General features: G+C 64.0%; 28 protein-coding genes. 18 read left to right on the top strand and 10 right to left on the bottom strand.

The features are described from left to right. Positions 1 to 2: 2 nt before the first annotated feature. The 5 genes from whiA to secG are packed head-to-tail and all read left to right on the top strand — an operon-like array spanning position 3 to position 4,300. Positions 3 to 986: a DNA-binding protein WhiA gene (whiA, locus tag BLT92_RS19060; RefSeq protein WP_092108185.1), complete on the top strand. Its 984-nt coding sequence runs from the start codon at positions 3 to 5 to the stop codon at positions 984 to 986. Between the two features lie 9 nt (positions 987 to 995). Continuing rightward, entirely contained in the window at positions 996 to 1,997 is a 1,002-nt protein-coding gene (gap, locus tag BLT92_RS19065; protein WP_092108187.1) for a type I glyceraldehyde-3-phosphate dehydrogenase, read from the top strand. Then, complete coding sequence (locus BLT92_RS19070; RefSeq protein WP_092108189.1) at positions 1,994 to 3,211, top strand: phosphoglycerate kinase; 1,218 nt, start codon at positions 1,994 to 1,996, stop codon at positions 3,209 to 3,211. The genes gap and BLT92_RS19070 overlap by 4 nt, the downstream gene beginning before the upstream one ends. A 14-nt stretch (positions 3,212 to 3,225) precedes the next feature. Continuing rightward, complete coding sequence (tpiA, locus tag BLT92_RS19075) at positions 3,226 to 4,011, top strand: triose-phosphate isomerase (RefSeq protein ID WP_092108191.1); 786 nt, start codon at positions 3,226 to 3,228, stop codon at positions 4,009 to 4,011. 43 nt (positions 4,012 to 4,054) lie between these two features. Continuing rightward, a complete protein-coding gene (gene secG / locus BLT92_RS19080) occupies positions 4,055 to 4,300 on the top strand; it encodes a preprotein translocase subunit SecG (protein ID WP_092108193.1) in 246 nt (81 codons plus the stop codon). A 248-nt stretch (positions 4,301 to 4,548) separates the two neighbouring features. On the opposite strand, the gene BLT92_RS19085 is transcribed toward secG, so the two are convergent. The 3 genes from BLT92_RS19085 to tkt are packed head-to-tail and all read right to left on the bottom strand — an operon-like array spanning position 4,549 to position 9,352. Beyond that, complete coding sequence (locus tag BLT92_RS19085) at positions 4,549 to 6,174, bottom strand: glucose-6-phosphate isomerase (protein ID WP_092108194.1); 1,626 nt, start codon at positions 6,172 to 6,174, stop codon at positions 4,549 to 4,551. Beyond that, positions 6,171 to 7,274 (bottom strand): transaldolase, encoded by a 1,104-nt coding sequence (gene tal, locus BLT92_RS19090; RefSeq protein WP_092108196.1) that lies wholly within the window; start codon positions 7,272 to 7,274, stop codon positions 6,171 to 6,173. Before tal ends, BLT92_RS19085 begins: the two co-directional genes overlap by 4 nt. After that, a complete protein-coding gene (gene tkt / locus BLT92_RS19095) occupies positions 7,271 to 9,352 on the bottom strand; it encodes a transketolase (RefSeq protein WP_092109638.1) in 2,082 nt (693 codons plus the stop codon). The genes tal and tkt overlap by 4 nt, the downstream gene beginning before the upstream one ends. A 339-nt stretch (positions 9,353 to 9,691) precedes the next feature. On the opposite strand from tkt, the gene BLT92_RS19100 reads away from it, so the two are divergent. Continuing rightward, positions 9,692 to 10,669, top strand: a complete 978-nt coding sequence (locus BLT92_RS19100) for a heme o synthase (protein ID WP_092108198.1) — start codon at positions 9,692 to 9,694, stop codon at positions 10,667 to 10,669. Positions 10,670 to 10,808: 139 nt separating this feature from the next. Here the strand turns inward: BLT92_RS19100 and BLT92_RS19105 are convergent, their stop codons facing one another. From BLT92_RS19105 to BLT92_RS19120, 4 genes are read right to left on the bottom strand one after another with little or no spacing between them, the layout of a single operon-like run. Further along, a complete protein-coding gene (locus BLT92_RS19105) occupies positions 10,809 to 11,273 on the bottom strand; it encodes a VOC family protein (RefSeq protein WP_092108199.1) in 465 nt (154 codons plus the stop codon). Further along, positions 11,236 to 12,135 (bottom strand): COX15/CtaA family protein, encoded by a 900-nt coding sequence (locus BLT92_RS19110; RefSeq protein ID WP_092108200.1) that lies wholly within the window; start codon positions 12,133 to 12,135, stop codon positions 11,236 to 11,238. Before BLT92_RS19110 ends, BLT92_RS19105 begins: the two co-directional genes overlap by 38 nt. Before the next feature lie 8 nt (positions 12,136 to 12,143). Then, entirely contained in the window at positions 12,144 to 12,875 is a 732-nt protein-coding gene (locus BLT92_RS19115) for an ABC transporter permease (protein ID WP_092108202.1), read from the bottom strand. After that, positions 12,872 to 13,798, bottom strand: a complete 927-nt coding sequence (locus BLT92_RS19120) for an ABC transporter ATP-binding protein (RefSeq protein WP_092108204.1) — start codon at positions 13,796 to 13,798, stop codon at positions 12,872 to 12,874. The genes BLT92_RS19115 and BLT92_RS19120 overlap by 4 nt, the downstream gene beginning before the upstream one ends. A gap of 103 nt (positions 13,799 to 13,901) precedes the next feature. Between BLT92_RS19120 and BLT92_RS19125 the strand changes: the two genes are divergently transcribed. From BLT92_RS19125 to BLT92_RS19170, 10 genes are all read left to right on the top strand, one after another. Beyond that, positions 13,902 to 14,621 (top strand): helix-turn-helix transcriptional regulator, encoded by a 720-nt coding sequence (locus tag BLT92_RS19125; protein ID WP_092108206.1) that lies wholly within the window; start codon positions 13,902 to 13,904, stop codon positions 14,619 to 14,621. After that, positions 14,618 to 16,048 (top strand): Fe-S cluster assembly protein SufB, encoded by a 1,431-nt coding sequence (gene sufB, locus BLT92_RS19130; protein WP_092108208.1) that lies wholly within the window; start codon positions 14,618 to 14,620, stop codon positions 16,046 to 16,048. The genes BLT92_RS19125 and sufB overlap by 4 nt, the downstream gene beginning before the upstream one ends. A gap of 35 nt (positions 16,049 to 16,083) precedes the next feature. Next, on the top strand, positions 16,084 to 17,259 hold the full coding sequence (gene sufD / locus BLT92_RS19135) for a Fe-S cluster assembly protein SufD (RefSeq protein ID WP_092108210.1): 1,176 nt from the start codon (positions 16,084 to 16,086) through the stop codon (positions 17,257 to 17,259). Beyond that, positions 17,256 to 17,579, top strand: coding sequence for a non-heme iron oxygenase ferredoxin subunit (locus BLT92_RS19140; protein ID WP_092108212.1), 324 nt, complete (start codon positions 17,256 to 17,258; stop codon positions 17,577 to 17,579). The genes sufD and BLT92_RS19140 overlap by 4 nt, the downstream gene beginning before the upstream one ends. Positions 17,580 to 17,629: 50 nt before the next feature. Beyond that, complete coding sequence (gene sufC / locus BLT92_RS19145) at positions 17,630 to 18,388, top strand: Fe-S cluster assembly ATPase SufC (RefSeq protein WP_092108214.1); 759 nt, start codon at positions 17,630 to 17,632, stop codon at positions 18,386 to 18,388. Continuing rightward, positions 18,388 to 19,638: a SufS family cysteine desulfurase gene (locus tag BLT92_RS19150; RefSeq protein WP_092108216.1), complete on the top strand. Its 1,251-nt coding sequence runs from the start codon at positions 18,388 to 18,390 to the stop codon at positions 19,636 to 19,638. The genes sufC and BLT92_RS19150 overlap by 1 nt, the downstream gene beginning before the upstream one ends. Positions 19,639 to 19,648: 10 nt before the next feature. After that, complete coding sequence (gene sufU / locus BLT92_RS19155) at positions 19,649 to 20,116, top strand: Fe-S cluster assembly sulfur transfer protein SufU (RefSeq protein ID WP_092108218.1); 468 nt, start codon at positions 19,649 to 19,651, stop codon at positions 20,114 to 20,116. Positions 20,117 to 20,118: 2 nt separating this feature from the next. Next, complete coding sequence (locus BLT92_RS19160) at positions 20,119 to 20,454, top strand: metal-sulfur cluster assembly factor (protein ID WP_172802638.1); 336 nt, start codon at positions 20,119 to 20,121, stop codon at positions 20,452 to 20,454. Between the two features lie 235 nt (positions 20,455 to 20,689). Beyond that, positions 20,690 to 21,349 (top strand): ribonuclease H family protein, encoded by a 660-nt coding sequence (locus BLT92_RS19165; RefSeq protein ID WP_092108220.1) that lies wholly within the window; start codon positions 20,690 to 20,692, stop codon positions 21,347 to 21,349. Further along, entirely contained in the window at positions 21,346 to 22,944 is a 1,599-nt protein-coding gene (locus tag BLT92_RS19170; protein WP_092108222.1) for an ABC-F family ATP-binding cassette domain-containing protein, read from the top strand. Before BLT92_RS19165 ends, BLT92_RS19170 begins: the two co-directional genes overlap by 4 nt. Positions 22,945 to 22,947: 3 nt before the next feature. On the opposite strand, the gene BLT92_RS19175 is transcribed toward BLT92_RS19170, so the two are convergent. From BLT92_RS19175 to BLT92_RS19185, 3 genes are read right to left on the bottom strand one after another with little or no spacing between them, the layout of a single operon-like run. After that, positions 22,948 to 23,850, bottom strand: coding sequence for an SURF1 family cytochrome oxidase biogenesis protein (locus tag BLT92_RS19175; protein ID WP_092108224.1), 903 nt, complete (start codon positions 23,848 to 23,850; stop codon positions 22,948 to 22,950). Further along, positions 23,850 to 24,062, bottom strand: coding sequence for a hypothetical protein (locus BLT92_RS19180; protein ID WP_092108226.1), 213 nt, complete (start codon positions 24,060 to 24,062; stop codon positions 23,850 to 23,852). Before BLT92_RS19180 ends, BLT92_RS19175 begins: the two co-directional genes overlap by 1 nt. Then, a complete protein-coding gene (locus BLT92_RS19185) occupies positions 24,059 to 24,487 on the bottom strand; it encodes a DUF3099 domain-containing protein (protein WP_092108228.1) in 429 nt (142 codons plus the stop codon). Before BLT92_RS19185 ends, BLT92_RS19180 begins: the two co-directional genes overlap by 4 nt. Positions 24,488 to 24,634: 147 nt before the next feature. Between BLT92_RS19185 and BLT92_RS19190 the strand changes: the two genes are divergently transcribed. Both BLT92_RS19190 and fabI read left to right on the top strand, forming a co-directional pair. After that, entirely contained in the window at positions 24,635 to 25,345 is a 711-nt protein-coding gene (locus BLT92_RS19190; RefSeq protein ID WP_092108230.1) for a beta-ketoacyl-ACP reductase, read from the top strand. Between the two features lie 97 nt (positions 25,346 to 25,442). After that, complete coding sequence (gene fabI / locus BLT92_RS19195) at positions 25,443 to 26,201, top strand: enoyl-ACP reductase FabI (protein ID WP_092108232.1); 759 nt, start codon at positions 25,443 to 25,445, stop codon at positions 26,199 to 26,201. Positions 26,202 to 26,223 lie beyond the last annotated feature (22 nt).

A 26,223-nucleotide genomic window follows, 5' to 3' on the forward strand; every position in this document is an offset into this window, starting at 1 on the left:
CTATGGCACTGACCGCTCAGGTCAAGGATGAGTTGGCGCGGGTGAAGATCACCCGCACTTCTGCTCGCAAAGCCGAAGTGTCTGCGATCTTCCGCTTCTCCTCCGCACTCCACCTCGTCAACGGGTCGATCGTGCTCGAAGCCGAACTCGACACCGCCCAGGCCGCCAAACGTCTGCGCAGCGAGATCAAGGATCTCTACGGCCAGTACGCCGACATCGTGGTCATCAACGCCGCCGGGATCCGCCGCTCCAACCGCTACCTCCTGAGAGTCACCCGCGACGGGGGAGCACTGGCACGCCAGACCGGTCTCGTCGACAACCGGGGACGACCCGTGCGCGGGCTCCCCTCGGCGATCGTCAACGGATCCGTCGCCGATGCCGAAGCCGCCTGGCGCGGAGCATTCCTCGCCCACGGCTCACTGACCGAACCTGGTCGCTCGTCGGCCCTCGAAGTCACCTGTCCCGGGCCCGAAGCCGCCCTCGCCCTCGTCGGCGCCGCCAGACGTCTGGGGCTGAGTGCGAAGGCCCGCGAGGTCCGCGGTGTCGATCGCGTCGTCATCCGCGACGGCGACGACATCGCGGCCCTGCTCACCCGCATGGGATCCCACAGCGCCGTTCTCGTCTGGGAGGAACGCCGAATGCGACGAGAGGTGCGGGCGACGGCGAACCGTCTGGCCAACTTCGACGACGCGAACCTGCGGCGTTCCGCTCGAGCCGCAGTCGCGGCCGGAGCCAGAGTCGAACGCGCCCTCGAGATCCTCGGAGACGAAGTCCCCGAACACCTGCGCTACGCCGGCCAGCTGCGTGTGACACACAAACAGGCATCACTGGAGGAACTGGGCCAACTGGCCGATCCGCCGATGACCAAGGACGCCGTCGCCGGCAGGATCCGCCGCCTGCTGTCCACAGCAGACAAACATGCCGAAGATCTGGGAATTCCTGGCACAGAGTCCAGTCTCACCCCGGAAATGCTCGAAGATCGCTAAGATCGAGGCATGAGACAAATCGCCATCAACGGCTTCGGCCGTATCGGTCGTGCCCTGTACCGTCTGTCCCTCGATCCCTCATCCGACTTCGAGGTCGTCGCCATCAACGACCTCACCGACACCGAGACCCTAGCTCACCTGCTGACCTATGATTCCGTGTGGCCGCGGCTCGAGCACACCGTCGAGGCCGGCGAAGATTCGCTGACCGTCGATGGGAGAACCATCTCCGTGCTCAGCCAGGCGGACCCGTCGAAGATCGACTGGTCGTCACACAACGTCGAACTCGTCGTCGAGTCCACCGGCAGGTTCACCCGACGTGACCAGGCCGAGGCCCACCTCGGCGGGTCCGTGCAGACAGTGGTGCTGTCGGCGCCGGGCAAGGACGTCGACGGCACCTTTGTCATGGGCGTCAACGAAGCCGACTTCGACCCGGCCCAGCACACCGTCGTCTCCAACGCCTCGTGCACGACGAACTGCATGGCCACCATCGTCAAGGCCGTCGACGATGCCGTCGGCGTCGAATCCGGCCTGCTCAACACCGTTCACGCCTACACCGGCGATCAGATGCTCGTCGACGGGCCGCACCGCGATCTGCGACGTGCCCGCGCTGCGGCCGTCAACATCGTCCCGACCACGACCGGTGCCGCTCGCACCGTCGGCAGGGTGATGCCGCACCTGGCCGGCAAGCTCGACGGACTCGCCGTCCGCGTTCCCGTCCCCGCCGGGTCGATCATCGACTTCACCTTCACCCCGCAGCAGGCTGCCACGACCGAGGAGGTCAACGGGATCCTGGCGAAGGCCGCCGAGTCCTCGCCGTACCTCGAATACAGCACGGCGCCTCTGGTGTCGACCGACATCGTCGGCACCACCGCCTCGGCGATCGTGGACTCGCAGCTGACAATGACGCTCGGGAACCAGATCAAGGTCGTGGCCTGGTACGACAACGAATGGGGCTACACGAACCGCCTCAAGGACATGGTCAGCTACATCCTCGGCGAAAGGGACAAATGAGGACATACGACGACCCGCAGATCTTCGCCCACCGCACGGTCCTCGTCCGCAGTGATCTCAACGTGCCGATGGACGAGGGCACGATCACCGACCGCGGTCGCATCCTGGCCTCGGCCGGCACGATCAGGACCCTCGCCGAGGCGGGGGCGCGGGTGATCGTCATGTCCCATCTGGGACGTCCCAAGGGCGCACCCGATCCCCAGTTCTCGCTCCATCCGCTGGCTCCGGAACTCGCCGAGGCGATCGACCGGGACGTCGCATTCGCCGCCGACACCGTCGGTGATGAAGCGACGACCAAGGCGGCGGCTCTCGGCGATGGCGAGGTCCTTCTGCTTGAGAACCTCCGCTTCAACCCCGGCGAGACGTCGAAGGACGACGACGAACGACAGGCATTCGCCGCACAGCTGGCTGAATTGGCCGATGACTTCGTCTCCGACGGCTTCGGCGTCGTTCATCGCAAACAGGCCTCCGTGTATGACATCGCGGCCCTGCTGCCGCACTATGCCGGATCGCTCGTCCAAGCCGAGGTCGAGGTCAGTGATCGACTGCTGAACTCTCCCCAGGCCCCGTTCACGGTCGTCCTCGGTGGATCGAAGGTCTCCGACAAACTCGGCGTCATCGACAATCTCATCGACCGAGCGGATAATCTGCTCATCGGCGGCGGAATGGTCTTCACGTTCCTCGCCGCACTCGGCCACGACATCGGCTCCAGCCTGGTCGAGACAGATCGGATCGATGATGTCAAGGACTACCTCAAGCGAGCCGAGGACGGGGGAGCAGACATCATTCTGCCCACGGACATCGTGATGGCAGCCTCCTTCGCCGCCGATGCCCAGAACTGGGTGCGCCCCGTTGCGGAACTCGAATCGACACCGGCTGGAACCGACGGTCTGGGTCTAGACATCGGCCCCGAGTCGGCTGGCACCTATGCCGAGGTGATCTCGGCTTCGAACACTGTGTTCTGGAACGGTCCCATGGGCGTCTTCGAGTTCCCTGCCTTCGCCGCCGGCACCAAGGCCGTCGCGGCCGCTTTGACCAACGGATCCGATAGTGAGACAACGCGTCTGACGGTCGTCGGCGGAGGTGACTCGGCTGCGGCCGTGCGCACGCTCGGTTTCGCCGATGACGAATTCGGCCACATCTCCACCGGCGGTGGCGCCAGCCTGGAATACCTCGAAAGCAAGACCCTGCCCGGACTCGAAGCCCTCGCGTGAGAAAGAAGACGACAATGAGCGACCGCACCCTGCTCCTGGCCGGCAACTGGAAGATGAACCATGATCATCTCGAAGCGATCTCGAGCGTCCAGAAACTGGCCTGGGCGCTCGAAGACGCCAAACTCGACGAGACGAAATGCGATGTCGTCGTCATTCCTCCCTTCACCGATATCCGCTCCGTCCAGACCCTCATCCAGGGTGACAAACTGTGGCTGACCTACGGTGCGCAGGACGTTTCGCAGCACGAACCCGGGGCCCATACGGGAGAGATCGCCGCATCGTTCTTGGCCCGCCTCGGCTGCACATATGTCGTCGTGGGCCACAGCGAACGGCGTGCGAACAATCACGAGACGAACGACATCGTCGCGGCCAAGGTCAAGGCGGCGCTGGCACAGGAGATCACACCGATCCTGTGCATCGGAGAGTCGTTGGAGCAGCGCCAGGAGAAGACCCACGTGGACTTCACCCTCACACAACTCGAAGAGTCATTGGCCGATCTCGACTCCGCCTCTCTCGAAGGGCTGGTCATCGCGTATGAACCTGTGTGGGCGATCGGCACGGGGGAGACAGCGACGGCAGAGGACGCGGCCGAAATGGCAGCCGCTATCCGGGCACGACTGGCGGAGCGCTACAGCGACTCGCTGGCCGCGAGCACTCGAATCCTCTACGGCGGTTCGGTGAAGACCGACAACGTCGCGCAGGTTCTGGCCTCCGACGACGTCGACGGTGCACTCGTCGGAGGAGCCAGCCTCAACGGCCCCGACTTCGCCGCTTTGTGCAAGGCCGCAGTGGCAAAGTAGACTGACCAACACATCCTCCGACGAAATATAGGTAGTACTCGACGTGGAAATCCTCAACATCATACTCATCGCGTTGCTCGTCCTCACGAGCATCTTCCTGATTCTCCTCATCCTCATGCACAAGGGTAAGGGTGGAGGCATGTCGGACATGTTCGGTGGCGGCATGTCCTCATCGCTGGGATCATCGGGCGTGGCTGAGCGCAACCTCAACCGATTCACGACCCTGACGGCGATCGTCTGGGGCGCGTGCATCATCCTGCTGGGTCTCATCACTCGCTTCAACGCCTGAGAGATGAACCGGCGTCCGACTGTGCGGTAGACGTCTGAGTTGCGTGTTCGACGCCTAAGCTGCGCAGTCAATGCCCGCCCGCGAAGGCCGGGCCCTTCGAACAGCGCCTCAACAGGCTGAACTTCTGCTTCGTGACACACGTACGACGACGAAGGACCCTGACCGATCGGTCAGGGTCCTTCGTCGTGCGCAGGGGCGTTTTTCGCGCTGCGTGCGTTACTGTGCAGAGGCGTTACTGCCGGGAGAGGTCAGTCGACTCCATAGTGGTGTCGAGGTTCCACAGCAGCGATCGCCCGGCGCAGCTGCTCGAGGCCCCGCGAACGCTCGAGGAGGTGAACCCTGAGAACCGGGCGTTCCTTCTCTTCCAGTGCTGTGGCATCGCCGAGGGCCTGGGCGCGCTGCAGTTCGGTGAAGCCATAGCGCCGTCCCGGAACCAGCAGATCCGTCCGGGGCTCGGCTGTGATCTGCAGGAACACCCCGTTCGGGTGCCCTCCCTTATGGTATTGGCCCGTCGAATGCAGATAGCGCGGTCCGAATCCGAATGTGGACTGCACACCCGAATGCTGTGAGACCAATGCTCGGAGATCCTGGGCGTCGGCGTCGGCGATGCGGTCGAGGAACGCCTGCACCCCAACGTATCCGTACTCGTCGACCTGTGCGAAGAGCTCTGCGACGGCACCGACGAGATCGGTGGTCTCCTCGAAATCGCCGAAGACTTCGATCTGCTCCTCGCGGAACGCCGGCTGTGCCGAAGCCGCGGAGGAGCCATGTGACAGGGCCTGCCTGGCATGTTCCTTCGCAGACTCCACATCCGGCTGATCGAACGGGTCGACGCCGATGCTGTATCCGGCGATCGCTGTGGCGAACTCCCAGAACACGAACAGTTCGCCGAGGCCGCCGTCGAGTTCGGAGTCGAACCCGGACGGTGCCTCGACATCGGTCACGGGCCCCAGCGTGCACAGCATGGCATCGGCTCGGGCATCGAAGAAGCCGACGTCATCGGCACCGTCGACAACGACCGGCAGAATCCCCTGACCGTCCTTGCCCAAGGACTCGGCCACGAGCTGTTCGACCCATTTGCTCAATCCTGACAAGGCGGGCGCGGTCTCCGCGAGCACGAGCTTCTCGGTTGCCCGGGCGTGCCCGATGCCCAACCAGGTCCCGAACTGCAGAGCTGGGTTGTCGGGCGCATCGGTGCCGAAACCGTCGACTGCCGTTGCCGCCGAGGCTGCGATCTCCCGAACGTCGACGCCGGCCAGACCGGCCGGGACGAGACCGAACGCCGACAGCGCACTGTAGCGTCCACCGACCGACTCATCGGCGTGGAAGGTCGCCAGGAAACCCTGCTCGGCAGCCAAGACGTCGAGTTCGGTTCCCGGATCGGTGATCGCAATCAGCCGCGACGCAGGATCGATGCCGACCGATTCGAAGGCGTCGGAGAATGCTCGGCGAATCGCATCGGTCTCGATCGTCGTTCCCGACTTGGACGCAACGACGAGCACAGTGTGTGACAGATCGGTCCCGATCGCCTCGGCGACCTGATTGGGGTCCGTGGAGTCCACAACCTCGAGCCTGACTCCAGCCGCTTGGGCCATGACCTCCGGGGCCAGGGACGAACCGCCCATCCCCGTCAGACTGATCGAGCGCAGCCCCTCCGCTTCCAGGCGGGAGCGCAGGGATTCGATCTCATCGATGAGGCCGGTGCTTCGCTGGGGCAAGTCCACCCAACCCATGCGGGGCACCGGCTGCTGACCGTCTGCCGTGAACAGCGATGCATCCTTGGCCGCCAGACGGGAGGGAACGCGCGAGTCCAGGAGACGAGCCACCTCGGCGTCGTAGTCCTCGACGACCGGAACGCTGTGCTGCAGCCTCATGAGTGGTCCAAAGCAGTGCGAATCGTGTCCTGGAGCTCTGCCCAGCTGACGTCGAACTTCTCGAGTCCTTGAGTCTCGAGCACGGTCATCACCTCCGCATAGTCGATTCCGAGCCGTGCCAGCCGATCGAAGACCTCGTCGGCGGCCCGGTAGTTCTCCGGCGAGATCTCGGCAGTGACTTCACCGTGGTCGGCGAAGGCCTGCATCGTGGGTTCTGGCATCGTGTTCACGGTGTTCGGAGCAACGAGCTCCGAGACGTACATCGTGTCCGGGTAGTCGGGATTCTTCACCCCGGTCGAGGCCCACAGCAGTCGCTGCGGCTTGGCACCTGCGAGCTCGAGGACCCGGAAACGCTCGGACGTGAACAGCTGCGAGTGGATCTCATGGGCCAGCACACAGTTCGCGATGCCCGCCCGGCCCTTGAGCTCGGCTGCGGCCGGGTCATCGAGACCGTCCAGCCGTGCGTCGATCTCCGCGTCCACGCGAGAGACGAAGATCGAGGCCACCGACTTGATCTGGTTGAGATCGTGTCCGGCCGCTCGTGCCTTCTCCAGTCCCTGGAGGAACGCTTCGACGACGTGACGATAGCGGGTCAGTGAGAACACCAAGGTGACGTTGACGCTGATGCCTGCCGCGATGGTGTCGGAGATCGCGCGCAGTCCGGCTTCGGTCGCTGGGATCTTGATCATCGCGTTGGGTTCACCGACGCGTGCCCACAATGCCTTGGCCGCCGCAACAGTGCCTTCGGCATCGTGGGCCAGCGGGGGAGCCACCTCGATCGATACCCGCCCGTCTTCGCCGTCGGTGTCGTCGTAGACCTGGCGGAAGAGCCTGGCCGCCGCGGCGACATCCGTCGTGGTCAGGGACTCGATGGCTTCATCGGCGGAGGCCTTGTCGGCTCCGAGTTCGGCGACGGCGGAGTCATAGCTGTCGGACCCGGCGATGGCGTTGGCGAAGATCGTCGGGTTCGTCGTCACTCCGGTGACGTTCGAGTCCTCGATGAGCCGTGCCAGGTCACCGGTTTCGAGCCGGGTCCGTGACAGGTCGTCGAGCCAGATGGAGACTCCGTGCTCGCTCAGGTTTGTCAGATTGCTGCTCATGCGTCCGCCTTCGCTGCTGCGATCGATTCCTCGGCGGCGTTCACGACGGCCGCCGAGGTGATTCCGAACTTCTCATACAGTGTCGCGTAATCGGCCGAAGCACCGAAGTGTTCGATCGACACGGCACGACCGGCATCGCCGAGGTACTTGTGCCAGCTCATCGCCGATGCGGCTTCGATGCTCACACGTGCCTTGAGGCCACGGGGGAGGACCGCGCGACGGTAATCCTCGGGCTGGGCGTCGAACCATTCCTGGCTCGGCATCGAGATGACGCGTGCGGCAGTGCCTGCGGCCTGCAGCTCCTCGGCTGCGGTGAGCGCGATGGCGACCTCGGAGCCGCTGGCGAGGATGGCGACCTCGGGCTCATTGGCGGTGTCGTGGAGGACGTAGCCGCCGCGGGCAGCCTCGGAGGCGGGGGCGTACTTCTCACGGTCGAGGACGGGGACCGCCTGACGGGTGAGCACGAGTCCGCTGGGGCCGTTGGTGCGATCGAGGATCTTGCGCCACACGACCGAGGTCTCGTTCGCATCCGCCGGACGCACCAGATCGAGACCGGGAATCGCGCGCAGTGCGGACAGATGCTCGATCGGCTGGTGTGTGGGGCCGTCTTCGCCGAGGCCGATCGAATCGTGAGTCCACACGAACACGTTCGGCAGCTGCTGCAGGGCGGCCAGGCGGATGGCCGGACGCTGATAGTCGCTGAAGACGAGGAAGGTGCCGGAGTAGGGGCGCGTGCCGCCATGGAGGGCGATGCCGTTGCCGATGAGTCCGGCAGAGAACTCGCGGACACCGAAGTGGATATTGCGGCCGTATTCGTTGCCGGAGAACGCGCCCGTAGAACGATGCTCAGGCAGGAAGCTCGGATCGCCCTTGATCAGCGTGTTGTTCGATCCGGCGAGGTCGGCGGATCCGCCCCACAGCTCGGGCATGGTGGCGGCGATGGCGTTGAGGACCTGCCCGGAGGCGGCACGAGTCGCGATGCCCTTGTCGCTGGCTTCGAAGACGGGGAACTCGCTGTCGAGTCCTGCCGGAAGTTCGCGCTTGGTCAGACGGTCGAAGAGTTCGGCGTTGCTCGGGTTCGCCTCACGCCAAGCCTTGTAGGACTTGTCCCATTCGATATGGGCTCCGCGGCCGCGGTCCAGGGCCGAACGGGTGTGGTTGAGGACCTCGGCGGGGACATCGAAGGTCTCCTCGGGGTCGAAGCCGAGGATCTCCTTGGTCGCTTTGACCTCGTCGGCCCCGAGTGCGGAGCCGTGCGAGCCGCCGGTGTTCTGTGCGTTCGGGGCGGGCCAGGCGATGATGGTCGAGAGGCGGATGAAAGAGGGCCGAGAATCGGCTTTCGCAGCTTCCATGGCCGAGTGGAAGGCCTCCACGTCTTCCTTGTACTCATCTCCGGCCCTGAAGTCCACGTGCTGCACGTGCCAGCCATAGGCGGCGTAGCGTGCGGCGGTGTCCTCGCCGAAGGCGATGGCGGTGTCGTCTTCGATGGAGATCCGGTTGTCGTCCCAGATCACGATCAGGTTGGACAGTTCCTGGGTTCCGGCCAGCGACGACGCCTCACCCGAGACGCCCTCCTCGAGGTCGCCGTCGGAGGCCAGGACCACGACGGAATGGTCGAAGGGAGAGGTTCCGGGTGCAGCCTCAGGATCGAAGAGGCCGCGCTCGCGACGAGAGGCCATGGACATTCCCACCGCCGAGGCGAGGCCGGAACCCAGCGGGCCGGTGGTGATCTCGACGCCTGCAGTGTGGCCGACCTCCGGGTGGCCGGGAGTCAGCGAACCCCAAGTGCGCAGAGCCTTCAGATCGTCGAGTTCGAGACCGAAGCCCGACAGGTAGAGCTGAATGTACTGGGTCAGCGAGCTGTGCCCGCAGGAGAGAACGAAGCGGTCGCGGCCGGCCCAGGTCGGATCGGCGGGATCATGATTGAGGCCGTACTGGTAGAGGTAATGGGCAACGGGTGCCAGACTCATCGCGGTTCCGGGGTGACCGTGTCCGGCCTTCTGCACTGCATCGGCGGCAAGGAGGCGGGCGGTGTCGACTGCGCGGTTGTCGAGTTCTGTCCAGGACAGGGAGTTCATGTCTTCGAGCGATCCTTCGTTCGGCTGAGAGGCGTGCACTCAAACTCTACCGTGCTAGGTCCCAAACTCCAGGGGTGAGCTGGTGTGTGGTCGCCCGGGCAGGCTTCACGGGGGGAGCAGCGTGGGCGAAGAGTAGATCACAGTGACGAAATCGACATCTTGCCTCATGGTCGGCCGGCACCAGCCGCCGTGGTGGTGCGCATGGCAATGGTGATCGAGCACGCATCGCCACGATGGTCGAGCAGGCACCGAGGAAATCGGATCTGGCCCAAGAGTCGGCTGGCGAAACACAGGAGCCGCCGACTGGCAAAATATTCGACAGAGGGTAGAATCGAGGGCGTGAGTGAACTTCGTCAGAACCAGGACCAGCAGAGTGAACGCCCTCTGCAGAGGACAATCGACGAGGAACGACTCTCGAAACGTCCTCGCTCGGTCATCAGCGCCTACATCGCGCTGACCAAGCCTCGAGTGATCGAGCTCCTGCTCGTGACCACCGCGCCGGTGATGTTCCTCGCCGCACAGGGAATGCCGAACATCTGGCTGGTCATCAACACGCTCATCGGCGGTGCAGCGGCCGCAGCCTCCGCGTCGGTCTTCAACTGCTATGTCGATCGTGACATCGACGCGAAGATGGAACGGACCAAGCACCGGCCGCTCGTGACCGGTGAGATCACTCCGCGAGCAGCACTCATCTTCGCCTTCGCCCTCGGTCTGGGATCGATCTTCTGGCTCGGCGGCACCACGAACTGGGTGACCGCCGGGCTCACAGCCTGCGCGATTCTGCTCTACGCGGTCTTCTACACCCTGGTCCTCAAGCGCCGCACCACCCAGAACATCGTCTGGGGCGGTGCCGCGGGCTGCATGCCCGTGCTCATCGGCTGGTCGGCCGTCACCGGCGGACTGGCCTGGGAAGCGCTCCTGCTCTTCCTCGTCGTCTTCTTCTGGACGCCGCCGCACTACTGGCCACTGGCGATCAAGTACAAGGCTGACTACGACGCCGCAGAGGTTCCGATGCTGCCGTCGAAGGTGCCGCCGACGAACGTGGGTCGGCAGATGATCGCCTACACCTGGGCGATGGTGGCGTGCTCTCTGGCACTCATCCCGCTTGCCCCGATGGGCCCGGTCTACACGGGTGTCGCGGTGCTGGCCGGAGCATGGTTCCTCTGGTCCTGCTACGCTCTCGTGTCGCGTGCGAAGAAGGGCAAGAACGGAACCTCACTGCGGGCGATGAAGGTCTTCCACGGCTCGATCACCTACCTGTCGCTGCTCTTCCTCGCGGTCGCGATCGACCCGTTCGTCCTCCCCGGCTTCTGGTAGGCCTCAGCTCCACCACACTTCACCCAGCTCCACCACGCTTCATTCGTTGCACACACAGCCGCGCGGCAGGGTTCTATAGCAGAGCTAACCGCGTGGCGTAAGTGTCTGTGGCGCGATGCGCACGGGCGGGGCGGGAGGTTCAGTCCGCGTTGACGAGCTGTTCGATGACGATCTTCTTCATCCCCATCAATGCTCTGACCTGAGCGTCTCCGGTCATCAGTTCGCCGAGGTTGGCCGGCACGATCTGCCAGCTGATCCCGTACTTGTCCTTGAGCCAGCCGCACTGTTCGCTGTCCGGCACGGCCGACAACGATGACCAGTAGTGGTCGATCTCGGCCTGGTCCGCGCATTCGACGGTCAACGAGATCGCCTCATTGAAAGTGAAGGCAGGGCCGCCGTCGAGGCAGATGAAACGGTTGCCGTCGAGGTCGAAGCTGCCGTTGATGACTTTCCCACTCATACCCGCGTAATGCGGGTCGAGGGATTCGTCGGGGTAGCGTTCGATCGAGACGATGCGCGAGTTGGGGAACACGGAGCAGTAGAACTCCATGGCCTCCTCGGCGTTCTCAGTGAACCACAGGCACGGCGTGATCGGTGTTGGCATGAGTGCTCCTCGGGTATGCGCTGTCGAGGACGGCAACGCTTGCCGCGATGGTAGCGGAGATGCCGATCATATGGAATGCCACGAGCACGATGGGCACTCCGGTGAAGTACTGGACATAGCCGATGATCCCCTGAACGAGCTCGATGGCGAGGAGCACCGCGAGGGGGCGAACCATCACACGGTGCCTTCTGACCGCGAGCACGAGGGCGGCGACAGTGGCGATGACGAGCAGCCAGACCGGGGCAGCATGTGCGCGGGTGATCCAGACGTTGTCCAGGCCGTTGCGTGTCGAGATCGTCGAACCGGAGTGTGGGCCCGCGCCCGTGGTGAGGACACCGAAAATAACGACGATCGCGGTCAGTCCGAGGATGGTCCACCCGAGTGCCGGAAGCGGGGACGGAGCCTTCCCGGCGGTGCGCACGCCGGTGTCGTAGGTCCGGCGAACGAAGTAGGCGGCAACACCGACAGCGATGGCAGATGGCACGAAGTGTCCGGCGACGACCCAGGGGTTGAGCTTGGTCCATACGGTGATTCCGCCGACTATGGCTTGGACCGGAACAATGGCGAGGAGCCCGAGGTTGAGCCAGAACAGGTCGCGGCGCTGTTTGCGGTGCTTCCAGAGCATGAGGAAGATGACGACGCCGAGCATGGCCAGCGCTACGGCCAGTGTGCGGTTGCCGAATTCGATGAGGCCATGGATGCCCATCTCCGGAGTCGTCACGAGCGAATCAGGGGTGCACTTGGGCCAGTCCGTGCAGCCGAGGCCGGAACCGGTGAGGCGGACGATGCCGCCGCTGACGATGATGACGGCCTGCGCGATGAGCATGGACCAAGCAGCTACACGGATCCTCTTAGTGACCATTTCTCTCCTCATTCGAATCGGAACCACCTGCGCGCCGCAAGCGTTCCCAGCAGCCCCCATACGAGGAGCACGATCAAAGCTGTGACATCGAAGCCCGCACCGCCGACAGCCGCGCGCATCGCATCGCCGAGTGCACCGGAAGGCAGGTAGCCGACCACGGTGCCCCATTCGCCCGGGTGGGCAATGACGAGTCCGCCCACACCGGCCATGAGCACCCAGATCAGATTGGCCCCGGCCAGGGTGGCCTCGGCGCGCACGGTTCCCGCCATGAGCAAGCCTAGAGACAGGAGTGCTGCGGTGCCAAGCAGCGTGGTCAGAAGCAGTGCGAACGGGTTCACGGACGCATTGAAGCCGAGTCCCAGGGCGATGGCGAAGGCGAGGGCGAACTGGATGATGATGACGGCCACGACCGCGCCCAGCTTGCCGAGGATGAGTCCGTTCGTGCCCAGCGGCGTCGTTGCCAGCTGTCGCAGGACACCATAGCGGCGGTCGAATGCCGTGGCGATCGCCTGGCCGGTGAACGCGGTCGAAGCCAGACACAGGCTGAGCGCGCCGGGCAGGGCAACGGTGAGCGGATCCGTCCCCGGGGAAACCACACCGAGGGCTTCGAGCAGAGGAGTCTTCGCGAGGAAGATGAGCATGCCCAGGGGCAGGATGACGGAGAGCAGCAGCTGTTCACCGTTGCGGAGGACGGAGACCGATTCGAACCTCACCTGGGCCAGGACGCGTCTGGTTCTCATCGCAGCGGCCTGCCCGTGAGTTCGAAGAACACATCTGCCAGTGATTGCGAGTGCATGTCGATGTCGGTGATCGCCAGGCCCGTCTCGGCGACGGCCGTGGTCAGTCCCGCGATCTGCGCGCTGTCCAGATCGCCGTCGACGACGAGAGCAGGGCCGACCACCGAGGTGGGGGCGATCGTGTTCATGGTCTCAAGCAGTTCGGCTGGGGCTGAGCCCAGCGGCTGGCCGATGGTGATGACGAGTCGTCGGCCGTCGGGGGAAGCATTGCGCAGATCCTCGGGCGCTCCTTGGGCGATGATGCGTCCGCGGTCGATGACGACGACCTCATCGGCCAGCTCCTCCGCCTCGGCGAGGTCGTGGGTCGTGAGCACCACCGCCACCGAGGCGGCAGCGAGCTCCCGGATGAAATCGTGGACGACTGCTCGTGCTTGGGGATCGAGCCCGGCGCAGGGCTCATCGAGGATCACCAAGCGCGGCCTGCCGATGAGTGCGGCGGCCAATGCGACGCGCTGTTTCTGACCGCCGGAGAGGCGACGGATTGTGCGGGAGGAGAACTCGTGCAGGCCCAAGGGTCCGGCGAGTTCCTCCACGCGCAGCGGGTCGGGGTAGAGGGAGGCCAGGTGGCGCAGGACCTGGAGGGGCTTCGCGCTCATCGGCAGGCCGCCGTCTTGGAGCATGACGCCGGCGAGCAGCGAAGTTCGGTCGTGTCGGCGGAATGGATCGAGTCCGAAGATCTCGACTGAGCCGGCATCGGGGGCTCTCGTGCCCACTGCCAGGGAGATCGTCGTCGACTTGCCCGCACCATTGGGACCGAGCACCCCGAGGATGGATCCGGAGGCGGCATCGAGGTCGATTCCGTCGACGACGTGGTGTGCGCCGTACGAGTAATGGAGACCACGGATGGTGAGGGCCGATTCTGACACGTGACCATTCTACGACGTGTCGAATCACTGAGTAGTTAGGCTCACCTAGTTTTACGAAACAAATTACGCAACAATAGTGTTGTGTTAGTCAAGGAGGTGGAGAATGGCTGCGAACGACACGGAAGATCGCCGCACCCGGCATAAGGTATTCAGTTCGGTGCTCGATGAGGGGCCGATCACTGCCTCTGCATTGGCGAAGGGGCTTGACCTGACTCCTGCGGCGATTCGTCGCCATATGGACGCACTGGAGGGCGAGGGCCTCATCGAGGTCCGAGAGCTCGCCGGCAAGCAGGCAGGCCGCGGCAGACCAGCCAGACACTACGTGGTCACCTCGCGTGGTCATGGTTCGGTCACCCATTCCTATGACCAGCTGGCAGTCGATATCCTCCGGTTCATGAAGGACCGAGTCGGCCCTGAGGCCGTTGAGGAGTTCACCGAGGATCTGGTCGCGAAACTCCGCGACCGCCTCGGCGGGGAACTGGATCGACGGGGAGGCACCACAGTGGCTTCCCGCTCCCGGGGCCTGGCTGCGGCATTGACCAAGGAGGGATATGCCGCCTCGGCGACACCGGTGGCGGCCGGAACCCCTCTCGAAGCGATGCAGCTGTGCCAGGGGCATTGTCCGATCCAGGCAGTCGCGTCCGAGTTCCCCGAGATCTGCGAAGCAGAACTCGCAATGTTCTCGGACTACCTGGGCGTCGATGTTCGCCGTCTGTCCTCATTGGCGCACGGCGATCACGTCTGCACTACTCACATTCCGACCTCGGAACTCACCAGACCACTCATCCACAGCAATGATCGACCTCAAGGAGGTTCACGATGACTGACACAGGCAATCGGATCATCGATGCGAATCCCGAGCTCAAAGACCTCGGGCAGTACGCATACGGTTGGCACGACGAGAACGACGCGGGCGAGTATGCGCCTCGCGGGCTCTCGGAAGATGTCGTCCGCAACATTTCGAAGTTGAAGGACGAGCCGGACTGGATGCTGCAGCGCCGCCTCAAGGCGCTGAAGCTGTTCGAGAAGAAGCCGATGCCCAACTGGGGTGCGGATCTCACCGGTATCCACTTCGAGGACATCAAGTACTTCGTCCGCTCGACAGAGGGCCAGGCCACGTCCTGGGAGGATCTGCCCGAGGACATCCGCAACACCTATGACAAACTCGGCATCCCAGAGGCGGAGAAGCAGCGACTCGTCGCCGGCGTCGCGGCTCAGTACGAGTCCGAGGTCGTCTACCACCAGATCAACGAGGAGCTCGAGGCCCAGGGTGTCATCTTCATGGACACCGACACCGGCCTGCGCGAGCACCCGGAGATCTTCGAAGAGTACTTCGGCTCGATCATCCCTTCCGGTGACAACAAGTTCTCGGCGCTGAACACCGCAGTCTGGTCCGGCGGCTCCTTCGTCTACGTCCCCAAGGGCGTTCACGTCGAGATCCCCCTGCAGGCCTACTTCCGGATCAACACGGAGAACATGGGCCAGTTCGAGCGCACCCTGATCATCGCCGACGAAGGTTCGTCGGTGCATTATGTCGAGGGTTGCACCGCACCGATCTACAATTCCGACTCGCTGCACTCCGCGGTCGTCGAGATCGTGGCCAAGAAGGACGCGAAGGTCCGCTACACGACCATCCAGAACTGGTCGAACAACGTCTACAACCTGGTCACCAAGCGTGCCATCGCCGAAGAGGGCGCTTCCATGGAATGGGTCGACGGCAACATCGGCTCGAAGGTCACCATGAAATACCCGGCCATCTGGCTGACCGGCGAGCATGCCATGGGCGAGACCCTGTCCGTCGCCTTCGCCGGCGAGGGACAGCACCAGGACACCGGTGCGAAGATGGTCCACGCCGCACCGAACACCCACTCGTCGATCGTGGCGAAGTCCGTGGCCCGAGGCGGCGGACGTTCCGGCTACCGTGGACTCGTCCACGTGCACCCCGGTGCCAAGGGCTCGTCGAACAACGTCCTCTGTGACGCACTCCTGGTCGACAACATCTCCCGTTCGGACACCTACCCCTACATCGACATCCGTGAGGACGATGTGACGCTGGGTCACGAGGCCACCGTGTCGAAGGTGAGTGAAGATCAGCTCTTCTACCTCATGAGCCGCGGTATGGAGGAGACCGAGGCGATGGCGATGATCGTGCGTGGATTCGTCGAGCCGATCGCTCGCGAACTGCCGATGGAATACGCTCTCGAGCTCAACCGCCTCATCGAAATCCAGATGGAAGGTGGCGTGGGCTGATCCAGCCTGCCACCGACCGCGACAAGGAGTTTTAAGTGACAGATACCACCAACCCGCTGGGCCTCGATGAGCATTCTCACGGCGCCGGCGTCCACGTCCCCGATTCCAAGCGGGATGCACGCACACGCAGCTTCGACGTCTCCGACTTCGCCGTCCCCACCGGACGCGAGGAGGAATGGCGGTTCTCGCCGGTGCGCAAGCTCAGTGATTTCTTCACCGATGCCGCCTCCGAGACGAAGCTGACCACGAGCGGCGACCTGCCCGAGGGCATCTCCGTCGAGGAGATCTCGCTCGAGGCTGCTCAGGAGCTGGGCATCCTCGAACCCGAGGACCGTCCCGCCGCAGTCGCCGCCAACCGTGCCCAGGCAGTGACCCACTACTCGGTGCCCGCGAACACCGAGATCGAGGGCGCCGCGGTCATCCATGCCGACGGCACCGGCAACGACATCTCCCACGGACATGTCGTCGTCTCCGTCGGAGCCAACGCCAGGGCGACCATCGTCGTCGAGCACGAAGGACTCGCTCGGCACTCCGAGCTCGTGTCCCTCGTCATCGGAGACGGCGCCGACGTAACCTTCGTGTCCCTGCAGCTGTGGGACGACGAAGCGCAGCACCTGGGTCAGCACGACGCGATCGTGGGCAAGGATGCGAAGCTCAAGCACATCGTCATCAGCCTCGGTGGAGACATCGTGCGCCTGAACACGAACGTGCGCTACTCGGCAGCCGGGGGAGAGGCCGAACTGCTCGGACTCTACTTCGCCGATGCCGGTCAACACTTCGAGCACCGCACCTACATCGACCACAACACGCCCAAGGCCACCTCGAACGTCCACTACAAGGGCGCGCTCCAGGGCAAGGACGCACGCAGTGTGTGGATCGGCGATGTGCTCATCCGCCCGGAGGCGCTCGACATCGACACCTACGAGCTCAATCGCAACCTCATCCTCACGGATGGTGCACGTGCGGACTCGGTGCCGAACCTCGAGATCGAGACCGGCGACATCGCCGGTGCCGGACACGCATCCTCGACCGGACGCTTCGACGAGGAGCACCTGTTCTACCTGATGAGCCGTGGCATCCCCGAGGATGTCGCTCGTCAGCTGGTGGTCCGCGGATTCTTCAACGAAGTGATCCAGAAGATCCAGGTGCCTGAGATCGAGGAAGTCCTCAATGAGCGAATCGAGGAAGAACTCTCGCGGAGCGTTCTGTGACCATGATCGACGTTGCGGCCGCCGATGAGGTGGCCGCGGGGGCGACGATGCGGATCGAAGTGGACAACTTCGAGATCTGCATCGCCCGCGACTCCGACGGCACGATCCATGCCATCGACGACGTCTGCACCCACGGCGAGGTATCGCTGGCCGAGGGCGAGGTGGAAGGCTGCGCCATCGAATGCTGGCTGCACGGCTCCCAGTTCGACCTGACGTCAGGCCGACCGCTGAGCCCACCGGCCTTCGAACCCGTCGCAGTCTACGACTGCAAGGAGATCGCCGGCCGCATCCTGCTTGACCCGAGCACAGTGGTCAATTGACCAGCACGCTCAACTGATCACCACGCTTACCTGAACTGAAAAGGATTGACATGTCCATTCTGAAAATCACCGACCTGCACGTCAGTGTCAACACCGACTCCGGTCCGAAGCCGATCCTCAACGGCATCAACCTGGAGATCAACTCCAACGAGACCCACGCCATCATGGGCCCCAACGGCTCTGGCAAGTCCACCCTGGCCTACGCCCTGGCCGGTCACCCGAAGTACCAGGTGACTTCGGGATCCGTCACCCTCGACGATGTGGACGTCCTCGCGATGTCCGTCGACGAGCGTGCCAAGGCCGGGCTGTTCCTGGCCATGCAGTACCCCGTCGAGGTCCCCGGCGTGACCGTGACGAACTTCCTGCGTTCGGCCAAGACCGCGGTCGACGGAGAAGCTCCGAAGCTGCGTCACTGGACCAAGGACCTCAAGTCCGCGATGGAGAACCTCCGCGTGGATCCCGAGTTCGCCAGCCGCAACGTCAACGAAGGATTCTCCGGCGGCGAGAAGAAGCGCCACGAGATCCTCCAGATGGAGATGCTCAAGCCCCAGTTCGCCGTCCTCGACGAGACCGACTCCGGCCTCGACGTCGATGCCCTGCGCATCGTGTCCGAGGGCATCAACCGGGTCCGCGAGGCGACCGACGTCGGCGTTCTGCTCATCACCCACTACACCCGCATCCTCAGCTACGTGAAGCCTGACCACGTCCACGTGATCATCAAGGGCAAAGTTGCTGAAGAGGGCGGACCGGAACTGGCCGATCGCCTCGAGAACGAAGGCTACGACCGCTTCCTGCAGGCCCCGGCCTGATGTTCTCCCGCCTGCGGAACGACTTCCCGATCCTGGACACCAGGGTCGGGGAGTCGGCTCTGAGCTATCTCGACTCGGGCGCGACTTCCCAGAAGCCGCAGTGCGTCATCGACACATTCACCGAGTACTACTCGCAGCGCAATGCCGCCGTCCACCGGGGAGCCCATTCGCTCGCGGTGATGGCCACCGACGCGTTCGAAGCCGGCCGTGAGGCTGTCGCGAACCTCGTCGGCGGATCACCCGAACAGGTCGTCTGGACGAAGAACGCCACCGAGGCGCTCAACGTGGTCGCACTGGGCATCGACCGAGCCAGCCACGGATTCGGGGGAGTGGCCGCGCAGCGCTTCGGGCTCGGACCTGGGGACTCGATCGTCGTCACCGAGATGGAACACCACGCGAATCTCGTCCCCTGGCAGCAGCTGGCACAGTCCACCGGGGCGACGCTGAGATGGATTCCGGTCACCGACTCTGGTGAACTCGACCTCAGCGACCTGGACACCATCGTCGACGACACGACGAAGGTCTTCGCCTTCACCCATGTCTCGAACGTGCTCGGCACCATCAACCCGGTCGACACGCTCGTCGCCCGGGCCAGGAACGTCGGCGCGCTCGTCGTCCTCGACGCCTGCCAATCGGTTCCGCACATGCCGGTGAACTTCGTCGACCTCGATGTCGACTTCGCGGCATTCTCCGCGCACAAAGCGCTGGGACCCACCGGCCTCGGCACCCTCTGGGGCAAGTCCGAACTGTTGAACGCACTGCCCCCGGTGCTGACCGGCGGATCCATGATCACCACGGTGACCATGGAGGAATCACAGTTCATGGCCGCCCCGCAGCGCTTCGAAGCCGGAACTCAGCCCGTGGCCGAGGTCGCCGCGTTCACCACCGCGGTCAACTACCTCGCCGAGGTGGGCCTGGACAAGATCTTCGACCACGAGCGCGAACTCGGCACGGTTCTGCTCGACGGGGTCGCGGCGATTCCGGGCATCACCGTGCTCGGCTCGTCCGAGAACAGGATCGGCACGGTGGCCTTCGACGTCGACGGCGTTCATGCCCACGACGTTGGTCAGTACCTCGACTCCCAGGGCGTCGCGGTCCGTGTCGGTCACCACTGCGCGCAGCCTCTGCACCGACGCTTCGGTGTCACTGCTTCGACGCGGGCGAGCACCTATCTGTACAACAACGCCGAGGACTGCCGACGGTTCCTGACCGCTCTGGCCGAAGTTCGGCCCTTCTTCGGTCTCCAGTGAGGAGCGTGTCATGAGCACGCAGATGCAGCAGCTCTACCAACAGGTCATCCTCGACCACTCTCGGGAGCGGGTCGGTGACTCCGACCTGCTCGGTGACGCCGTTGCGGGGCCACATGGTTCCTCGCACCAGGTCAATCCCACCTGTGGGGATGAGATCGAACTCGAAACCGAGATCAACGCCGACGGTGGCCTCGACGTGCGCTGGTCGGGTGACGGATGCTCGATCTCGATGGCTTCGGCCTCGGTCCTGTCCGAGCTCGCGGCAGACAACAACGTCGCTGGCATGCTCGACATCGAAGCGAAATTCCACGAACTCATGCATTCGCGTGGGACACTGGAAGGCGACGAGGAAATACTCGGCGACGCTGCGGCGTTCAGTGGAGTGTCGAAGTTCCCAGCCAGGATCAAGTGCGCACTCCTGTCCTGGGTCGCGTTCAAGGACGCACTCAACCAAGCCCAAACATCTCTGAAGGAGTAAGAATGCCCGACGTGATAGACGCACCGCAGAACGCCAGCATCGACGAGGTGCGAGAAGCGATGATGGATGTCGTCGACCCAGAGCTCGGCGTAAACATCGTCGACCTCGGACTCGTCTACGGACTCTCCGTCGAAGACGATGGGACCGCCGTCGTCGAGATGACGCTGACGTCCGCGGCGTGCCCGCTGACCGACGTCATCGAGGACCAGACTGCTCAGTGCCTCGAAGGCATCGTGCCGGCCTACCGGATCAACTGGGTCTGGATGCCGCCATGGGGCCCCGAGAAGATCACCGATGACGGACGCGAGCAGATGCGCGCCCTCGGCTTCAATATCTGAGGTCCGAACATCTGAGGTCTGAAACATGAGCGACGTCTCCGCGGGGACGTCACAGCAGCAACGCCTCGCCGAGGTGGGAGTGCCGAGTCCGGTGCCCCCGCCTCGGCGATGTTCATGAGTTGCCCCGGTTCGCTCTGGGGCGGGTCCGGCCGAGGTCGTGCAGATCACCTGCCCCTGAACGCAGGCGGAGGTGCGCGGCGTGAAAGAATGAAGACCGACTTTCCTAGGAGAACCATTGACGATCATCGCGGCCGCAGACGGGTCAGCCCTCGGCAACCCCGGACCGGCAGGCTGGGCCTGGTACGTCGACGACGACTGCTGGCACGCAGGCGGCTGGAAGGAATCGACGAACAACCGCGGTGAACTCATGGCCGTCCTCGACCTGCTTGACTCGACCGCCGGCGTTGATGAGGATCTCAAGGTCTTCTGCGATTCCAAATACGTCATCAACGCTCTGACGAAGTGGATGCCCGGCTGGAAGCGCAAAGGGTGGAAGAAAGCCGACGGCAAGGAGGTTCTCAACAAGGACCTCCTCGAACGCCTGGACACTGCCCTGACCGGTCGGGAGATCGAATTCGAATGGGTCAAGGGGCACAATAACCATGCGATGAACGAAGCGGCAGATGAACGTGCACGTGCCGCCGCAACCGCGTACCAGAAGAACACGAGTGTGCCCGCCGGGCCCGGATACGTCCCCGCGGGGACGTCCGAGTCAATCACCGCGCCCGCAGCGCCGAGCGCCGAGAGCGATTCTGCGGCCGCGGCCACCACGGTCGTCTCCTGCACAGTCCCCACACATATCGCAGACGAACTCGTCTCCCGGGCACAGGCTCAGGGAATCCACCCGCAAGAATTCTTGGCCGAGATCATCGGTCGCAGTTTGGAGAATGAATGATTCAGGCATCCGACCTCGAGGTCACCGTCGGCGCCCGCACTCTGATGTCCGAGGTCTCCTTCCGCGTCGACAAGGGTGACCGGGTCGGCCTCGTCGGACGCAACGGGGCCGGCAAGACCACCCTGACGAAGGTGATCATGGGAGGACACACCGCCTCGGCGGGCAATGTCTCGGTCTCCGGATCTGTGGGCTACCTGCCCCAGGACCCCCGCAGCGGCGACCTGACGGCCACGGGCATGGAGCGCATCCTCTCCTCCCGCGAGCTCGACGTCCTCGTCAAGCGTCTGCGCAAGGCAGAACACCAGATGGCCTCGCCTGATGAAAATGTCTCGATGAAGGCCATCGAGCGCTACCCGCGCATCGAAGCCGAGTTCATGGCCGCAGGAGGCTACTCGGCAGAATCCGAAGCGTATGCGATCGCGGCCAACCTGGGCCTCGACGAAGATCTCATCAACCAGGAGATCGGCACCCTCTCCGGCGGCCAGAGGCGCCGCGTCGAACTTGCCCGGATCCTCTTCTCGGGCCCGGACACAATGATCCTCGACGAGCCGACCAACCACCTGGACGCGGAATCCGTGCTGTGGCTGCGCGACTACCTCAAGGGCTATGCCGGCGGACTCATCATCATCAGTCACGACCTCGACCTCATCGACGAAGTCGTCAACAAAGTCTTCTTCCTCGACGCGACCCGCCAGACCATCGACATCTACTCGATGGGCTACCGTCTCTACCTCAAGCAGCGCGAAGACGATGAGCGTCGTCGTCGCCGTGAGCGTGCCAACGCCGAGAAGAAGGCCTCGGCCCTGAACGCCCAGGCGAACAAGATGATGGCCAAGGCCACGAAGACCGTGGCCGCCCAGCAGATGGCCAAACGTGCCGAACGCCTGCTGTCGGGACTCGATGCCGAACGCAGCACCGAAAAAGTCGCCAACCTGCGGTTCCCGGCCCCGGCCGACTGCGGACGGGTGCCGCTGACGGCGGAGGGCCTCTCGCGCAGCTACGGCTCGACCGAGGTCTTCACCGGCGTCGACCTCGCCATCGACAAGGGCTCGCGCGTCGTCATCCTCGGCTACAACGGTGCCGGCAAGACCACACTGCTGCGCCTGCTGGCCGGTCTCGACGAACCGGATTCGGGCCAGGTCGTGGCAGGCCATGGCCTCAAACTTGGCTACTATGCGCAGGAGCACGAGACGCTCGACCTCGAACGCAGCGTGCTGGAGAACATGAAGCGCAACTCACCGCATCTCGATGACACCGCGGTGCGCAATGTGCTCGGTTCGTTCCTGTTCTCAGGCGATGACGTACACAAGCCCTCGAGCGTGCTCTCCGGCGGTGAGAAGACACGTCTGGCTCTGGCCACGCTCGTGGTCTCGAGCGCCAACGTCCTCCTCCTCGACGAGCCGACGAACAACCTCGACCCGGCCTCACGCGAGGAGATCCTCTCGGCCATCCGCCGCTATGAGGGCGCGATCATCCTCGTCACCCACGATGAGGGCGCGGTGTCCGCACTCGACCCCGACCGTGTCCTGCTGCTGCCCGACGGTGACGAGGACCTGTGGAATGACACCTACCTCGACCTCGTCACACTCGCCTGAACTTCAGGAGTGTCGGAAACGGTCCTCGATGAGTTCGTCCTCTTCGGCCTCGTCGCGACCGTGGACGCCTGGTGATCTCAACCGGTTGCGTCCATAGCGGTTGCCGGGTTGGGAGATCTTCGCCCCCGCATCCAGTGCCGCCTTGTCGATCACCACGTACTCGACGTCGCCGGTGGATTTCTCGGCAGCCTCGGCGTCGGCCCTGCGCTCTCGCCTGGCGGAGATCGACACGGCGATGATGATCATGATGCCGAAGGTGAACCACTGGAGCATATAGGACAGGTGGTTGCCCGGATCGAGGTCGGGCGCGGGCAGAGGCGTCAGCCCTGTCTCGTCGGCCGATGCGTTTCCGGTGTGGACGATCTCGCCATAGACGTTCTCGTATGCCGAGTCCATACCGGGGATCCGGCCGGGATCGATGGCCTTGATCAGACCGTCCGGGTTTTTGTCGTCCGAGCCGTCCTGAGCCGGCTGGAGACGGGCGGCGATGGTCTGCTCCCCGGCAGGGGCCGGTGGGACCTGGTCCGGTTCTGCGATCCACCCCGTGACGAGCGCAATCGTGTCTCCGGAGGTGAGTTCGAACGGAACGACGACGTAGTAGCCCACCTTGTCATTGACCGTGCGGTTGCGGGCGAAGACGGTGTCCGATGTCTGGAATTCGCCGGTCAACGCCACCTGTTGGTATTCCTGATCCTCGTCGAGGGTCGCCGAGGTGGAGTCCAGGATGCTCGTGATGTTCACGGGCGTCGACGAATAGTTCGCGTTGATCGTGTCGATCTCGTGTTGGCGCTGATCCTGGCGGTCCTTCTGCCAGAGTGCGAGGAAGATGCAGGCGATGACGACGATGATCGTCATGGCGATGTATTTCAGCCATCGTGCGCTGAAGAGGAAGGAATAGCGGGACATCAACCGGCATCCTCCGGGATTTCGTCGATGGAGACATCGCTTAAGTAGAAGTTGCGCAGGGTGAGGAACTCGCGCAGATAGTCGAGATGTTCGTCACAGGCCAACCAGGTCTTGCGGCGCTTGGGCATGTGCAGGCTCGGGTTGTTCCACAGAATGGCACGTGTGGCATCTGCCCGGCAGCCCTTCGCCGAGCATGGGAGCTTTTCGGTCATGAATCCTCACCTCGGTTCCGTTCGGCGGACTGTTCGTCATCTGCAGGTGCTCCGCCGCCTGCAGATGGTGCGTCATCAGCTGACGCGGTGTCTTCGCTGCTGCCGGAGATCGTGTCACCGGCGATGGTGTCGCCGGCAGCCGGGGGCAGCTCGGGCATCGGTGCGCCGTCGAGCAGCGCCGATTCGTCGTTGCGGGTGCGTTCTCGGCCGGCATTGGCCACGATCACGGCCGGATAGGGCAGCAGTACGGCACCGGCGACGCAGACCCACATGAGCACCGTCAGATTCAGACGGAACATGACATAGGCCAGCACGAAGCAGAGTGTCCGAATACCCATGGTGATCGAATATTTGATGATCCGCGACTTCATGTCATCATCAAGGGCGGTGTCTGCCGTGGTGATCTGCTGCGGGTGTTTGGACATAACCTTCTTCACTCGATTACTCGTACAAAATCATACTCTCCGTTTGTGTGAGTCGTATCGACGCCCATCGGGACACGATAGGTTAGTGACGGTAAGTTTGATCCCAATCGTCGATCAATCTGTATTGTCCACCAACAGGAGAGATTCGTGTCAGAACCACGCATAGTCCTCGTGACCGGAGGAAACCGCGGTATCGGCCGCACCATCGCCGAGGAATTCCTCGCCCAGGGCGACAGGGTCGCCGTCACCTCCCGCAACGGAGACGCACCCGAAGGGGCGCTGGCCGTGTCCGCAGACATCACCGACACCGCGTCCCTCGATGCGGCCTTCGCCGAGATCGAAGAGAAGCTGGGACCCGTCGAGGTGGTCGTGGCCAATGCCGGAATCACTCGTGACAATCTGCTCATGAGGATGAGCGACGACGAATTCGAAGCCGTCGTCGACACCAACCTCACCGGCACCTTCCGCACCGTCAAGCGCGCCATCACCGGCATGATCCGAGCGAAGAAGGGCCGCATCGTGCTCATCTCTTCGGTCTCCGGACTCTACGGAGTCCCCGGCCAGGCCAATTACTCGGCCTCGAAGGCTGGACTTGTCGGCTTCGCCCGCTCGGTCACCCGCGAACTCGGCTCGCGCGGCATCACCGCCAACGTCGTCGCTCCCGGGTTCATCCGCACCGATATGACCGACGAACTGCCGGAGAAGCAACAGAAGGAATACCTCGCGACGATCCCCGCCAAGCGATTCGCCGAGCCGGCCGAGGTCGCGAAGGTCGTGCGCTGGGTGTCCTCGGACGAGGCCGCCTACATCTCCGGAGCCGTCATCCCCGTCGATGGGGGACTGGGGATGGGGCACTGAGCCCCGTCACCGCCTAGACTTCACAGCAAGGACGTCGGCGCCAGCGGCGTCGACGACAACGACTTCACTGCAGTTTCTACAGTTTGAAAGGACCACCATGGGAATTCTCGATGGAAAGCGCATCCTCGTCACCGGCGTTCTGACCGAGGCATCGATCGCCTTCGCCGCCGCCCGCATCGCCCAGGAGCAGGGTGCCGAAGTCATCCTCTCCAGCTTCGGCCGCCAGATGAAGATCACCCAGGTGATCTCCGAACGCCTGCCCGAGAAGCCGAAGGTCATCGAACTCGATGCCACCAATGAAGAGGACCTGGCTGCACTGCCCGAACGTCTCGAGGGCAACATCGACGGCATCGTGCACGCGATCGCCTTCGCGCCCAAGGACGCTCTCGGCGGGGTGTTCCTCGACACTCCGTGGGAGTCCGTCTCGGCCGCAATGCAGGTCTCCGCGTTCTCCCTCAAGTCCATCACCGTGGCCGCGCAGCCTGCACTCAACAAGGGCGCCGGCGTCGTCGGACTGACCTTCGACGCCACGATCTCCTGGCCGGTCTACGACTGGATGGGTGTGGCCAAGGCCGCCTTCGAGTCCACTGCCCGCTACCTCGCGAAGTACGTCGGTGAGGACGGGGTCCGCGTCAACCTCGTCTCGGCCGGACCGCTGAAGACCACTGCCGCCACCTCGATCCCCGGATTCGGGACCCTCGAAGACATGTGGGGCGACCGTGCACCGCTGGGCTGGGACCAGACGGACACCACTCCGGCGGGCAAGGCGATCGTCGCCCTGCTCTCGGACTGGTTCCCCGCCACCACCGGTGAGATGGTCCACGTCGACGGCGGATTCCACTCCACCGGAGCCTGAGAGCGATAGGAAGAGGCAAGCT

Source organism: Brevibacterium picturae, from assembly GCF_900105045.1.
Taxonomy (GTDB): domain Bacteria; phylum Actinomycetota; class Actinomycetes; order Actinomycetales; family Brevibacteriaceae; genus Brevibacterium; species Brevibacterium picturae.